The sequence below is a fragment of the Stenotrophomonas sp. AS1 genome (assembly GCF_048957655.1).
GTDB classification, from domain to species: Bacteria; Pseudomonadota; Gammaproteobacteria; order Xanthomonadales; family Xanthomonadaceae; genus Stenotrophomonas; species Stenotrophomonas bentonitica_A.
In genome coordinates, this window is sequence record NZ_JARVXM010000003.1 from 294,718 (window position 1) to 308,202 (window position 13,485).

General features: G+C 68.7%; 12 protein-coding genes. 10 read left to right on the top strand and 2 right to left on the bottom strand.

Going from position 1 to position 13,485, the window contains the following annotated elements; translation table 11 throughout:
• Positions 1-17: 17 nt before the first annotated feature.
• Complete coding sequence (locus tag PV764_RS05585; protein WP_421116282.1) at positions 18-746, top strand: hypothetical protein; 729 nt, start codon at positions 18-20, stop codon at positions 744-746.
• A 23-nt stretch (positions 747-769) separates the two neighbouring features.
• Here PV764_RS05585 and PV764_RS05590 read toward each other — a convergent pair whose 3' ends face one another.
• Positions 770-2,041 (bottom strand): hypothetical protein, encoded by a 1,272-nt coding sequence (locus PV764_RS05590; protein ID WP_421116283.1) that lies wholly within the window; start codon positions 2,039-2,041, stop codon positions 770-772.
• A gap of 98 nt (positions 2,042-2,139) precedes the next feature.
• On the opposite strand from PV764_RS05590, the gene PV764_RS05595 reads away from it, so the two are divergent.
• The 8 genes from PV764_RS05595 (at position 2,140) to rnfB (ending at position 10,253) form a co-directional block, all read left to right on the top strand.
• Complete coding sequence (locus PV764_RS05595; RefSeq protein ID WP_019183396.1) at positions 2,140-2,817, top strand: DUF502 domain-containing protein; 678 nt, start codon at positions 2,140-2,142, stop codon at positions 2,815-2,817.
• A gap of 131 nt (positions 2,818-2,948) precedes the next feature.
• Complete coding sequence (locus tag PV764_RS05600) at positions 2,949-4,865, top strand: DUF885 domain-containing protein (RefSeq protein WP_421116284.1); 1,917 nt, start codon at positions 2,949-2,951, stop codon at positions 4,863-4,865.
• Positions 4,866-4,922: 57 nt separating this feature from the next.
• Positions 4,923-5,963, top strand: a complete 1,041-nt coding sequence (locus PV764_RS05605; RefSeq protein WP_421116375.1) for a serine hydrolase domain-containing protein — start codon at positions 4,923-4,925, stop codon at positions 5,961-5,963.
• Positions 5,960-6,379, top strand: coding sequence for a VOC family protein (locus PV764_RS05610; protein WP_421116285.1), 420 nt, complete (start codon positions 5,960-5,962; stop codon positions 6,377-6,379). The genes PV764_RS05605 and PV764_RS05610 overlap by 4 nt, the downstream gene beginning before the upstream one ends.
• A gap of 101 nt (positions 6,380-6,480) precedes the next feature.
• Complete coding sequence (locus tag PV764_RS05615; protein ID WP_266085437.1) at positions 6,481-6,924, top strand: DUF2147 domain-containing protein; 444 nt, start codon at positions 6,481-6,483, stop codon at positions 6,922-6,924.
• A 97-nt stretch (positions 6,925-7,021) separates the two neighbouring features.
• Positions 7,022-9,100, top strand: a complete 2,079-nt coding sequence (gene metG / locus PV764_RS05620) for a methionine--tRNA ligase (protein WP_421116286.1) — start codon at positions 7,022-7,024, stop codon at positions 9,098-9,100.
• A gap of 60 nt (positions 9,101-9,160) precedes the next feature.
• On the top strand, positions 9,161-9,802 hold the full coding sequence (locus PV764_RS05625; RefSeq protein ID WP_266086183.1) for an HAD-IB family phosphatase: 642 nt from the start codon (positions 9,161-9,163) through the stop codon (positions 9,800-9,802).
• 28 nt (positions 9,803-9,830) lie between these two features.
• Positions 9,831-10,253: an Rnf electron transport complex subunit RnfB gene (gene rnfB, locus PV764_RS05630; RefSeq protein WP_019183403.1), complete on the top strand. Its 423-nt coding sequence runs from the start codon at positions 9,831-9,833 to the stop codon at positions 10,251-10,253.
• Positions 10,254-10,359: 106 nt separating this feature from the next.
• On the opposite strand, the gene PV764_RS05635 is transcribed toward rnfB, so the two are convergent.
• The gene (locus PV764_RS05635; RefSeq protein WP_019183404.1) at positions 10,360-10,707 is read right to left on the bottom strand and encodes a RidA family protein; all 348 of its coding nucleotides are present in this window, start codon (positions 10,705-10,707) and stop codon (positions 10,360-10,362) included.
• Between the two features lie 195 nt (positions 10,708-10,902).
• On the opposite strand from PV764_RS05635, the gene mprF reads away from it, so the two are divergent.
• Positions 10,903-13,467: a bifunctional lysylphosphatidylglycerol flippase/synthetase MprF gene (gene mprF / locus PV764_RS05640; protein ID WP_421116287.1), complete on the top strand. Its 2,565-nt coding sequence runs from the start codon at positions 10,903-10,905 to the stop codon at positions 13,465-13,467.
• Positions 13,468-13,485: the final 18 nt, after the last annotated feature.

Sequence of the window (13,485 nt, forward strand, 5' to 3'; positions counted from 1 at the left end):
CCACCCCACGGACGACCATGCGCCTGCCGCTTCTGATCACCCTGCTGCTCACCGCCCTGCCCGCCGTTGGCCAGGAACTGCGGATCCCGCCGGTCGCCTACCCGGTGCTGCCGGCCAGTGCCACCTCCGCGGCCGGCTTCGTGCCCGCAGGCTGGCGTATCGAGCAGCAGTTGAGCGGCGACCTCAACGGTGACAGGCGCGATGACCTGGTACTGGTGCTGCGCCAGCAGGACCCGCGCAACATCGTCGAACACGATGGCTTCGGGATCAGCCCGCTGGACAGCAATCCGCGCCTGCTTGCCATCGCGTGGGCCACGCAGGACGGCTACGCGCTCGCCGCGCAGAACCACACGCTGATCACCCGCCATGAGGCGCCGAACCTGTCCGACGTATTCGAGGACGGCGCGGGCGTCTCGATCGTGCGCGGCACCCTGCGCACCACCCTGTTCTTCTTTTCCAATGCCGGCAGCTGGTCCACCGGCTCGGCCAGCTTCACCTTCCGCTGGCAGGATGGCGCCTTCGCGCTGATCGGCTACGACCGCAGTTCGTTGATGCGCAATTCCGGGCAGACCGAAGACCTGAGCATCAATTACTCGACCCGCCGGGTGCGCCACGCCGAGGGCAGCACCGACGCCGACCGCGAAACGGTGCGTTGGGAAACGCTGACCTCACCGCGCCGCTGGACCCTGGAGACGGTGGGCGACGGCAGCAGCTTCGAACCGCTGGCGGACGCCGAGGGGCGCTGAACCGCCGCCGCACCGCGCGCGGTTCAATGTGCCGGCGCCTGCATCGGCACCTGCAGGGTCGGCCCGCCCTCGTCCCTCACCACGCGCCGGTCCACCTGCAGCCACAGGCCATCGTCGCTGAGCACCGGGGTGCGGGTGGGCGAACGCAGCGCCTCCGGCAACCTCTCAAGCGCCACGGATGCCTCGCCAGGCTGCTGGCGCAGCCAGCGCTGTGCTGCCACCAGGCGCAGCATCGCGGCGGCGTCCTGCGGGCGGCCCGCGTACTGCTGCATGTCCGGCCCGGGAAGATTGGCCAGGCTGCAGCCCAGCGGATTGGCGATGCACGCAAAGCGATCCTGCGCCGGCCCGGGAATCGGGGCGGGCGCATCGCGCGCTGCCACCAGCTCGGCACTGGCAGCGCACGCCCACGCGTAGCGCGGCGCCATGCGCGCCTGGGTACGGGGCACATCCAGCAGCAGGCGATTGCCCTTGGGGTCTCCGCTGGCCAGGCGCAACCCCGCCCCGGCCAGCGCGAACTCACCGCGCATCGCCATGCCCAGGCTCTGCTCGCCGGACGTCATGGGTGTCAGTGCGGCCTCACAGGCCGCAGGCAGCGTCGCATCGGCGGGCAGTTCGACCAGGATGTCGGCCAGCAGCCGCGCGTTGGTCTCCACCACCGCCGCGCCGATCATGCTGGTGATCAGCGTATCGCCCTGCCCCGTCATCCGGCGCCCACTGAGGATGTCCGCACACGCACCAGCGAGTGCGGCGCCACTGTCGCCACGCACGTGGGCAAGCGCATGCGCCGATACCGGGTCGAGCATCGGGTGGAAGGCCGGCAGCGGGACCATCGGGTCGGTATCGAACGGCATGAACGGGGAGACGAAGTGCCCATGGCCGGCAATCGCGGCCACGCGCTGGTGAAGCGCATCATGACCGGCATGCGCGGCGGCGAAACGCTCCGGGTCGGCGCGCACCGCCGCAAGACAGCCCATGCCCCGACGGCCACACCGCGCCAGCGCGGGCAGCGGCGTAGCGGCGTAGCGTCCTTCCGCGCTGGAGTCCACCGGCCGCTGGCCGGGCGTGCCGGTGCGCCAACGCTCCACATCGTGCGCCAGCACCGCCTCGCGTGCGTTGGCATCCAGTCCGTCGTAGCGCAGGGTCCACAACGCGGAGAAGCCGTTGCCGCCGTTCGTGGGCACGGGCGCCTGCAGCAGCCGCATCGCCTCGCGCTGTTGTGCCGGCAGCGGCCAGAACCGGGAGGCTGCCCACAGTCCCACCACGGCCAGCACCAGGCTCAGGATCGAGATGCCCACCCATTTCAGTCCATTCCTCAACACAGCATTCTCCCCGTACCCGCGTCCTGCGGGGACCGGCAGCGTAAACCGGGCATCGCCGCCGCTACAATGCGCGGATGTCGCCCGAAGCCCCCCAACTCGTTCCGCGCCCCTCCGTGCAACGCCTGTTCCTGACCGGCCTGCTGACCCTGCTGCCGATCTGGCTGACCTGGGTGGTGGTCAAATTCGTGTTCGTGCTGCTCTCGGGCATCTCCAGCCCGCTGGTGGTACCGCTGTCGGAGCAGATCGCCGCCTCCTTCCCGCATTACCTGGGCTGGATCAAGGTCGAGTGGATGCAGGACATCATCGCCCTGGCCGCCACGTTGCTGGTCATCCTCTCGGTGGGTGTGCTCAGCCGCCGCGTGATCGGCCAGCGCCTGCTGCGCTGGTTCGGCGCGGTGATCAAGCGCATCCCGTTGGCCAGCATCATCTATGACAGCGCCAAGAAACTGCTGGACATGCTGCAGACCGAACCGGGCAGCACCCAGCGCGTGGTGCTGATCGATTTCCCGCACCGTGACATGAAGTCGGTCGGGCTGGTCACGCGGGTGATGAAGGAAGAAGGCAGTGGGCGCGAGCTGGCCGCGGTGTACGTGCCGACCACCCCCAATCCGACCTCGGGCTATCTGGAAATCGTGCCGGTCGAGCTGCTGACCCCGACCGACTGGACCGTGGACCAGGCGATGAGCTTCATCATTTCCGGCGGTGCGGTCGCGCCGGAAACCATGCCGTTCACCCGCGCCGGCGATCGTTGAGCGTGGCGGCAGCCTCGCGCTGCCGCAGCTGACCGCGCGCCGTACATGACAAAGCTGACCGGGGGCCGATGCTGGCCGTACGCAGGCGAATCGGGCAAGCTCCCTCGTCTGTGCGTTTACGGAAACAGCCGATGCCCCACCCCGCCCGCGCCCTGGCGCTTGCCATCGCCGTACTGATGGCCTTCAGTGCCGCCGCTCCGGCCGAAGCCGCCAAGAAAAAGGCCACCCGGCCCGCCGCGGCCCAGTCCCGGCCCGCCGCCAAGCCCAAGGCCAAGCCGCGTGCACGCCCGGCCGCCGCCCCTGCCCGCCAGCCGCTGGTACGCCAGCAGAGCAAGGCCGCGCAGCTGGACCGGATCTACGATGAGTACTGGGATGCCTCGATGCGGCTCAACCCGCTGCAGGCCACTTTCCAGGGCGACAGCCGCCACAACGATCAACTCCCCAACATCCTCTCGGCTGCGTACCGCCAGCAGTCGCATGATTTCACCGTGGAATGGCTGGGCAAGGTCGAGAAGATCGGCCCGGATGGCCTGACCGGCCAGGACCTGCTCAGCTACGAAATCTTCGTGCGCGATGCGCGCATGTCGCTGGCGGCCGAACAGTTCCCGGGCTGGATGCTGCCGGTGAGCCAGTACTACAACCTCGGCAGCATCATGGCCATTCTCGGCTCCGGCTCCGGCGCCCAGCCGTTCAACACGGTGCAGGATTACGACGGCTGGTCGCGCCGTTCGCTGGGCATCCCCGCACTGTTCGAACAGGCCATCGCCAACATGCGCCAAGGCATGGCTGCCGGCGTGGTGCAGCCGCGCGACCTGATGGAAAAAGTGCTGCCGCAGCTGGATGCGGTGATCAAGCCCACCGCCGAGGAAAGCATCTTCTGGGCGCCGGTGCGCAATCTGCCCGAGGATTTCCCCGAGGCTGACAAGGCGCGCATCACGGCCGAGTACAAGCGCATGATCGAGTTGCGCATCATGCCGTCCTACCGCGCCCTGCGCGGCTTCATCGCCACCGAGTACCTGCCCGCCGCGCGCAGCACCGATGGCCTGGCCGGCCTGCCCGGCGGCAAGGCCTGGTATGCGCAGACCATCGTGCAGAGCACGGCCTCCACGCTGACGCCCGAGCAGATCCACGCACTGGCCGAACAGCGCGTGGCCTCGCTGCAGGCACAGATCGCCACGATCATGAAAGACAACCGGATCCGCGGCTCGCAGCAGAAGCTGCTGCGCACGATGCGCACCGACCGCGATTTCCAGTACGCCAACGCCGATGCACTGATCAACCGCTACAAGCAGCTGCAGAGCCAGGTCAATGCGCGCCTGCCGACCCTGCTCGGCACGCTGCCCAAGGCGCCGATGGAGATCCGCGCGGTGGAGCCCGAGCGTGCCGCCACCGCCGGCGCGGTGAGCTACCAGCAGCCGCTGCCGGACGGCATGCGCCCGGGCGTGCTGTACATCAACACCGGCGATCTGCCGAGCCGCCGCCGCTGGGCCGCACCGATGCAGTTCCTGCACGAAGGCATTCCCGGCCACCACGTGCAGCTGGGCCTGCAGCAGGAGCTGGACAAGCTGCCGCGCTTCCGTCGACTGGGCGGCGATATCGCCTTCGTGGAAGGCTGGGGCCTGTACGCCGAGTCGCTGGGTGAGCAGTTGGGCGTCTATCAGGATCCGTACGAACGCATCGGCTATCTCCAGGCCGCATTGACCCGCGCCGCACGCATGGCCGCCGACACCGGCGTGCACGCGCAGGGCTGGAGCAAGCGCCAGGCCGTGGACTACCTGGTCAAGACTGCGGACATGAGTGCCAGCGATGCCAATGCCGAAGTCGAGCGCTTCATGGCCCTGCCCGGGCAGACCCTGGCCAACGGCCTGGGCGAGCTGAAGATGATGGAGCTGCGCGACAAGGCCAAGGCGGCACTGGGGCCGCGTTTCGATGCACGTCGCTTCCATGAGGAAGTGCTGCGCGATGGTTCGATGCCGCTGGATATCCTGGATGCCAAGATCGCCCGCTGGATCGCCAGCCAGAACGGTGCGGCAACGCCCGCGCCCTGACCGCAGAAGGAACCGGACATGCACATCGTGCGGCATCTACGTGGGTGGATCGGCGCGATGTGCATCGCCGGCAGCGGTTCAGTGATGGCCGCGCCGGCGCTGACACCGCCGGATCCGGGCATCGATGCCCTGATGCAGCGCTACGACGGCCAGGTGCCGGGCGCCGCGGTGCTGGTCCTGCATGATGGCAAACCGGTGTTCCGGCGCGGCTACGGGCTGGCGGTTCTGGAAGATCGCACCGCCGTGACCGCACAGACCAACTTCCGGCTGGCCTCGGTCAGCAAGCAGTTCACCGCCGCGGCGATCCTGCTGCTGGCCGAGGACGGCGCGCTGACCCTGGATGATCCGCTGAAGCGCTGGTTGCCCTCGTTGCCGGCCGCCGCCGATGCGATCACCCTGCGCCAGCTGCTCAGCCACACCAGCGGCCTGCTCGACTACGAAGACCTGATGGCCGCCGACGCGACCGCGCAGGTGCATGACCAGGATGTGCTGCATCTGCTGGAGGCTCAGGACCGGACGTACTTCACACCCGGCACGGCCTATCGCTACAGCAACAGCGGCTACGCACTGCTGGCGCTGGTGGTCGGCAAGGCCTCCGGCAGCGATTTCGCGACCTTCCTGCGCCAGCGGATTTTCCTGCCGCTGGGCATGCGCGACAGCGTGGCCCATCAGGACGGGGTGGACGATATCGCCCGTCGCGCCTATGGCTACAGCGAGGTCGACGGGCGCTGGCAGCGCACCGACCAGAGCCTGACGAGCGCGGTGCTCGGGGATGGCGGCATCTATTCCTCGGTGGACGATCTGGCCCGGTGGGATGCCGCGCTGTATGACCAGCGGCTGCTGAAAGCGACATCGCTGACGCAGATGTTCTCCCCTGCCACGCCCACCGCCGAACCGGACGTGCCGTTCTACGGCTTCGGTTGGCGCCTCAACGGCGGCGCACACTGGCACAGCGGCGAGAGCATCGGTTTCCGCAACGTGATCCTGCGCTACCCGGCGCAGCGCCTCACCGTGATCGTGCTCAGCAACCGCAACGCACCCGAACCCTATCCGCTGGCGCTGCAGATCGCCCGGCGCTGGCTGGACACCCTGCAATGAACGCTTCGGACACCTCGCCGCTGACCGGCATCCACCACGTGGCCCTGATCGCCTCGGATTACGCCCGCTCGAAGGATTTCTATACCCGCGTGCTCGGTTTGCGGGTGATCGCCGAGAACTACCGCGCGGCGCGCGACTCCTGGAAGCTTGACCTGGCCCTGCCCGACGGCAGCCAGCTGGAGCTGTTCTCGTTCCCGGGGGCGCCGCCGCGCCCCAGCCGCCCCGAGGCCCAGGGCCTGCGCCACCTGGCCTTCCGCGTGCACCTGCTGGAGCCCATGATCGAACGCCTGGCCGCGGCCGGGGTGGCCTGCGAGCCGATCCGGGTGGACGAGTACACCGGGCGCCGGTTCACCTTCTTCGCCGATCCCGACGACCTGCCGCTGGAGCTGTACGAGATCCCGGCCGACGCCGGCTGAACCGTGCGCCGGGCACGTTCCGTACCGGAGCGAATGGGTATACAGTCGGCCTTGTACCGGCCGCCTGCGCCGGCGTTCACGGACATCCCTGGGAGGGGAACATGCGCAAGACCTTCAAGACCCTGTTGCTGGCGTTGCCGCTGATGATGGCCGCCCTGTCGGCCAGCGCCGCCGATGGCGCCGTCGGCCGCTGGAAGACCATCGATGACAAGACCGGCAAGGTGAAGTCGATCGTGGAGATCACCCAGGCCACCAACGGCACCCTGACCGGCAAGGTCGTGGACATCCTGCACTCGGACAAGGGCCCCAACCCGGTCTGCGATGGCTGCGAGGGCGCCAACAAGAACAAGCCGGTCAAGGGCATGACCATCCTGTGGAACCTCAAGGCCGATGGCGCCAACGCCTGGTCCGGCGGCACCATCCTGGACCCGGGCAACGGCAAGACCTACAAGTCCAAGATGAAGCTGCAGACCGGTGGCGCCAAGCTGGACGTGTCCGGCTGCGTGGCCTTCATCTGCCGCGCCCAGACCTGGGTGCGCGAGTAAGCCCCGCGCAGGTTCCAGCCCCGGTAACCCGGCTTCGGCCGGGTTACTGCGTTTTGGCATGCGATAATCCCTGGTTCCCCTGGCAACAGCGCTCACCATGACCCGCACCGCTCTCGTCACCACCGCCCTGCCCTACGCCAACGGCCCGCTGCACCTGGGCCACCTGGTCGGCTACATCCAGGCTGACATCTGGGTGCGCGCGCGTCGAATGAGCGGCGGCAAGACCTGGTTCGTCTGCGCCGATGACACCCATGGCACCCCGATCATGCTCGCGGCCGAAAAGGCCGGCGTGACCCCGGAAGCCTTCATCGCCAGCATCCAGGCCAGCCATGAGCGCGATTTCGCCGCGTTCGGCGTCGCGTTCGATCATTACGACTCGACCAACTCGGCGGCCAACAAGGCGCTGACCGAAGCCTTCTACCTCAAGCTCGAGGCGGAAGGCCACATCGCGCGCCGCTCCGTGGCCCAGTTCTACGACCCGGCCAAGGGCATGTTCCTGCCGGACCGCTACATCAAGGGCATCTGCCCGAACTGTGGCACCCCGGACCAGTACGGCGACAACTGCGAAGTCTGCGGCGCCACCTACAGCCCGACCGACCTGAAAGACCCGAAATCGGTGATCTCCGGCGCGACGCCGGAAATCCGCGATTCGGAGCATTTCTTCTTCGAGGTCGGCCGCTTCGAAAGCTTCCTGCGCGAGTGGCTGGCCGGCGACGTCGCCCTGCCGGGCGTGAAGGCCAAGCTAGGTGAGTGGCTCAATGCCGACGGTGGCCTGCGCGCGTGGGACATCTCGCGCGATGCGCCGTACTTCGGCTTCCAGATTCCCGGCCACCCGGGCAAGTACTTCTATGTCTGGCTGGATGCGCCGATCGGCTATCTGTCCAGCTTCCAGGCGCTGTGCGCGAAGACCGGCGAAGACTTCGAGGCGCACCTGCGCGCGGGCACCAGCACCGAGCTGCACCACTTCATCGGCAAGGACATCGTGAACTTCCACGGCCTGTTCTGGCCGGCGGTGCTGCACGGCACCGGCCACCGCGCCCCGACCCGCCTGCACGTCAACGGCTACCTGACCGTGGATGGCGCGAAGATGTCCAAGTCGCGCGGCACCTTCGTGATGGCGCGCACTTTCCTGGATGCCGGGCTGGAACCGGAAGCGCTACGCTATTACTTCGCGGCCAAGTCCTCCGGCGGCGTGGACGATCTCGACCTGAACCTGGGCGACTTCATCGCGCGCGTCAACGCGGATCTGGTCGGCAAGTTCGTCAACCTGGCCAGCCGCTGCGCCGGCTTCATCAGCAAGCGCTTCGAGGGCCGCCTGGCCGCTGCGCTGCCCGATGCCGCCCAGTACGACCGCTTCGTCGCCGCGCTGGCGCCGATCCGCGAGGCGTACGAACGCAACGATCCGGCCAGTGCACTGCGCCAGACCATGGCGTTGGCCGATGAAGCCAACCGCTACATCGACGATGAAAAGCCGTGGGTGATCGCCAAGCAGGACGGCGCCGATGCGCAGCTGCAGTCGGTCTGCACCCAGGGCTTGAACCTGTTCCGCGTGCTGGTTACCGCGCTCAAGCCGGTGCTGCCGGCCACCGCTGCGCAGGCCGAGGCCTTCCTGGCCGCGCCGGTGCAGGCCTGGACCGACATCGCCACCCCGCTGACCGCGCACACCATCGCGGTGTACGAGCCCCTGTTCACCCGTATCGACCCGAAAAAAATCGACGCCATGACCGACGCTTCCAAGGACACCCTGCAGGCCGCCACCCCGGCCCCCGCCGCCCCGGCCAAGCCGGCCAAGCCCGCTGCCGCACCGGCACCGGCGGTGGCCACCGATGGCGAGGCCGCGCCGGCCTACATCGGCATCGACGACTTCGCCAAGCTGGATCTGCGTATCGGCAAGGTGCTGGTCTGCGAGTTCGTGGAGGGCTCGGACAAGCTGCTGCGCTTCGAACTCGACGCCGGTGACCTGGGCAAGCGCCAGATCTTCTCCGGCATCCGCGCCAGCTACGGCGAGCCGGAGCAGCTGGTCGGCCGCAGCGTGGTGTTCATCGCCAACCTGGCCCCGCGCAAGATGCGCTTCGGTCTGAGCGAAGGCATGATCCTGTCGGCCGGTTTCGACGGCGGCGCACTCGCCCTGCTGGACGCCGACAGCGCCGCGCTGCCGGGCATGCCGGTCCGCTGACCGCGACGGCAGGGCGGCCACCCGGTCGCCCTGCCACGCTTTTCTGCCTGGAGGTGTGGGTTGGAACTGGCGCTGTTCGATTTCGACCACACGGTCACCACCTGCGATACCTATGGGCGTTTCCTGCGCCGTGTGGCCACCCCCGAACAGCTCGCGCAGGCCTGGTGGAAAGTGGGCCCGTGGCTGCTGGCCTATCGCCTGAAGCTGATCTCGGCCGAACGGCTCCGCCGCCGCGTCACCCGCCTGACCTTCACCGATCGCCATCTGGAGGACATCACCGCGCAGGCCGCTGGCTACGCGCGTGACGTGCTGCCAGGCGTGATGCGGCCGGAGATGCTCGAGCAGATCCAGTGGCACCTCAAGCAGCAGCACACGGTGGTGATCGTGTCCGGCTCGCTGGACCTGTACCTGCGCCCGTGGTGCGAGGCGATGGGGCTGGAGCTGATCTGCAACCGGCTGGAGAGCCGCGACGGGCGCCTCACCGGGCGCTATGCCCAGGGCGACTGTGCTCCGCACAAGGCGGCGCAGATCCGCCGTCGCTTCGACCTTCCGCGCTATCTGCGCATCCATGCCTACGGCGACAGCAGCGAGGACCGCCCGATGCTCGCCCTCGCCCACGAACGCTGGTACCGCGGCAAACCCATGAAGCCGCGCCGGACGGCGCCGGCCAGTGCCCCACCCGCCCGCGACAGCCGGGCCTGATGCCCCACCGCGCAGCCACCGCCACGCCATGAGCCTTCCCATCGACACCCTCACCGAACGCCTTGACCGGCTGTTGCCACAGACCCAATGCGGGCAATGCGGCTACGACGGCTGCCGCCCGTATGCCGAGGCGATGGCACGCGGCGAGGCGGGCGTCGATCATTGCCCGCCAGGCGGCGATGCCGGCGCACGCGCGTTGGCGGATGTGCTGGGGGTCGTCGCGCTGCCGTTCGACCGCTCGCGCGGCGAACACAAGGCACCGCAGGTCGCGGTGGTGATCGAAGCGGACTGCATCGGCTGCACCAAGTGCATCCAGGCGTGCCCGGTCGATGCGATCGTCGGCGGTGCCAAGTACATGCACACCGTCATTGCCGATCTGTGCACCGGCTGCGAACTGTGCATCCCGCCGTGCCCGGTGGACTGCATCGCACTGGTCAGCGTAACGCGGTAGGCCGGCTACGGCCCTGCTCGCGACAGCGGTGACAGCGGTGACAGCGGTGACAGCGGGGCGCATGGCGATGCGTCGATCTCCATGGCGCCCCTGCTTCACGGCACGGTTACGGCAGGGCCGCCGTCACCACGATCTCCACTTTCCAGCTCGGGTCGGCCAGCTTGGCTTCCACGGTCGCGCGCGCCGGGGTCATGCCTGCCACCACCCACTCATCCCACGCGGCATTCATGCCGGCGAAATCGCCGATGTCGGCCAGGAAGATTTCCGCGCGCAGGATGTGCTGCTTGTCACTGGCCACCAGTGCCAGCAGCTTGTCGATCTCTTCCAGCACCTGACGGGTCTGGCCGGTGATGTCCTGGCTGGTGTCTTCGGGGATCTGCCCGGACAGATACGCGACCTTGTTGTGCACGGTCATTTCGGACATGCGCGGACCTACGTCGAAACGTTCCAACATGGCGTTTGCTCCTCTGGATGAAACCGCATTGTCACCGATGCAGCGTGCGCCTGCCGGGGCCGGTGCGCAAAGCAGCCACAGCACGCACAGCGCCGCCGCTTGGCAAGCGTCGGCATCAGGCGCACGATTTGCCGAACCCGGCAGGCACGCCCGCCGTTGACTCTTTCATCGCCCATCCCGGAGCACGCTGTACCGATGACCGACACCGCCCCTGCTCCCACGCCGGCCCGCGCCCCCTGGCGTCGCGCCGCGACCGTCGTCATCCCGCTGGTGATCCTGGCCCTGGCCCTGCGCGGGCTGGCCAACGAATTCGACGAACACGGTTACCGCGCGATCCGCGAGGCGTTCCGTCATCTCGGCGCCGGCCAGATCGCATTGACCGTGCTGCTCGGCCTGGCCAGCTACGCCTGCCTGATCGGCTTCGATGCGATCGGCCTGCGCCGCAGCGGCAAACGCCTTCATCCAGCGCGGGTCGGCATCACCGCCTTCCTCGCCCATACGCTGGGGCAGACGCTGGGCTTTGCCGCGCTCACCGGCGGTGCGGTGCGCCTGCGTGGCTATGGTCGCGCGGGGCTGACGCTCGGCGAGATCGGCCAGGTGGTGTTGATGAGCACGCTGGGCTTCATGTTCGGCGCCTGGCTGCTGCTGGCGCTGGCCTTCGTGCTTGAGCCCGGCGCGGCCGCGCTGGCGTTGCCGATCCCGGTGCAGGCGGTGCGTGTGATTGGCGTCCTTGGCCTGCTGGCCTATGCCGGCACGGTGCTGCTGGTGGGGCGCGAGGGCCGCAGTTTCCGGATCCGCGGGCATGCGTTGTGGCTGCCGGATCGCCGCACGATGCTCGGCGTCACGGCACTGAGCGTGGTCGAACTGGTGCTGGCCAGCGCAGCCTTCTATGTGCTGCTGCCGATGGATACGCCGACCGGGCTGCCCGGTTTCGTCGGTCTGTACCTGGTCGCGGTGCTGGCCGGCCTGATCTCCAGCGTGCCGGCCGGCCTGGGCGTATTCGAGTGGAGCCTGTTGAAGCTGTTGCCACAGGTTGCCCCCGCTGCGGTGCTGGCGGCGGCATTGATCTACCGCGTGACCTACTACGTGCTGCCGCTGCTGCTGGCCACGGTGCTGGCGGTGGCGCCCGCGCTGCGTCGCCCGCTGCGCGCCGGTGCCGGTGCGACCCGGGTCGGCTGGACCGCCCTGCGCCCGTGGCTGCCGCAGATCATCGCGCTGGCGGTGTTCAGCGTCGGCGCCGCGCTGGTGATCGACGGCACCCTGCCGACCCCTCGTCGGCACCTGATCACCGCGTCGCTGCCCATCCTGGAAACCTCGCATCTGCTGGGCAGTCTGGCCGGTGTCGCGCTGCTGTTGATCGGTCAGGGCCTGCAGCGGCGCAGCCATGCCGCGTGGATGCTGGCACTCGGCATCTGCGTGCTGTCCCCGCTGCCGATCTGGCTGCGCGGCGGGCAGGTATTGATCGCGCTGTCGGCGCTGCTCGTGGCTGCCGCGCTGTGGGCCTCGCGCCGCGAGTTCTACCGCCAGGGCGCGCTGCTGGATGAGGCCTGGTCGTGGCCGTGGATCCGCAACCTCGGGCTGGTGCTGGTGGCGGTGATCTGGCTGCTGTTCTTCGTCTACAGCCACGTCGAATACCAGAACGAGCTGTGGTGGCAGTTCGCGCTGCAGGGCAACGCGCCGCGTGCATTGCGGGCGCTGTTGCTGGTGGCGATCGCGCTGACCATCTTCGGCCTGGCGCGGTTGCTGCACAGCACGCGCAGCCCGCTGCCGGCCGCCGACGCCGCCACGCTGGACGCACTCGCCCCGATCCTCGCCACCGCCGAGGACACCCAGGCCTGCCTGGTACTCACCGCGGACAAGGCGGTGCTGCGCGACGAGGCGCAGCGCGGCTTCGTGATGATGCAGCGCTACGGCGGCTCGCTGATCGCGATGGGCGATCCGGTCGGCCCGCCGGAGGTGGTGCGTGCGCTGATCTGGCGCTTCCGCGAGGAGGCTGACCGGCTCGGCCTGCGCCCGGTGTTCTACCAGGTCGGCGAAGCGCATTGGCAGACCTACCTCGATCTCGGCCTGACCCTGGTCAAACTCGGCGAAGAGGCGATGGTCCCGCTGCAGGACTTCACCCTGGAAGGCCGCGATCGCGCCGATCTGCGCCAGGCCTGGAACCGCGGCAAGCGCGGCGGGTTGAGCTTCCGCGTCGCGCCCCCCGAGGAAGTACCGGCCCTGCTGCCGGCCCTGTCGGTGGTCTCCCAGCAATGGCTGGACGACAAGGCCGGTGATGAAAAGGGCTTCTCCCTGGGCAGCTTCGACCCGGCCTACCTGTCCCGCTTCCCGGTGGCGCTGGTCGAGGCCGAGGGCCGCATCGTGGCCTTCGCCAATCTATGGCAGGCGCCGGCCGGCAATGAACTGTCGGTCGACCTGATGCGGCATGTCGACGATGCGCCCAAAGGCACCATGGATTTCCTGTTCATCGAGCTGTTCCTGTGGGGCCGCGCGCAGGGCTTCCACCGCTTCTCGCTGGGCATGGCGCCGCTGTCCGGGCTCGCCCAGCATCGCCTGGCCGGGCGCTGGAACCGTTTCGCCAACGTGGTCGCGCGGCACGGTGAGCGCTTCTACGGATTCAGCGGCCTGCGCCGCTTCAAATCGAAGTTCGCCCCGGTCTGGCGCGCCCGTTATCTGGCCGCGCCCGGCGGCGTGCACCTGCCCGCCGCCCTGCTCGATGCGACCCGGCTGATCTCCCTGGATCCACGTCGGCACGATTGAGGCCGCACCGGGACTGCC

Coding starts and splice junctions, on each gene's coding strand:
- PV764_RS05585 (WP_421116282.1), top strand. CDS start 18: ATGCGCCTGCCGCTTCTGATCACCCTGCTGCTCACCGCCCTGCCCGCC.
- PV764_RS05595 (WP_019183396.1), top strand. CDS start 2,140: ATGTCGCCCGAAGCCCCCCAACTCGTTCCGCGCCCCTCCGTGCAACGC.
- PV764_RS05600 (WP_421116284.1), top strand. CDS start 2,949: ATGCCCCACCCCGCCCGCGCCCTGGCGCTTGCCATCGCCGTACTGATG.
- PV764_RS05605 (WP_421116375.1), top strand. CDS start 4,923: ATGTGCATCGCCGGCAGCGGTTCAGTGATGGCCGCGCCGGCGCTGACA.
- PV764_RS05610 (WP_421116285.1), top strand. CDS start 5,960: ATGAACGCTTCGGACACCTCGCCGCTGACCGGCATCCACCACGTGGCC.
- PV764_RS05615 (WP_266085437.1), top strand. CDS start 6,481: ATGCGCAAGACCTTCAAGACCCTGTTGCTGGCGTTGCCGCTGATGATG.
- metG (WP_421116286.1), top strand. CDS start 7,022: ATGACCCGCACCGCTCTCGTCACCACCGCCCTGCCCTACGCCAACGGC.
- rnfB (WP_019183403.1), top strand. CDS start 9,831: ATGAGCCTTCCCATCGACACCCTCACCGAACGCCTTGACCGGCTGTTG.
- PV764_RS05635 (WP_019183404.1), bottom strand. CDS start 10,707: ATGTTGGAACGTTTCGACGTAGGTCCGCGCATGTCCGAAATGACCGTG.
- mprF (WP_421116287.1), top strand. CDS start 10,903: ATGACCGACACCGCCCCTGCTCCCACGCCGGCCCGCGCCCCCTGGCGT.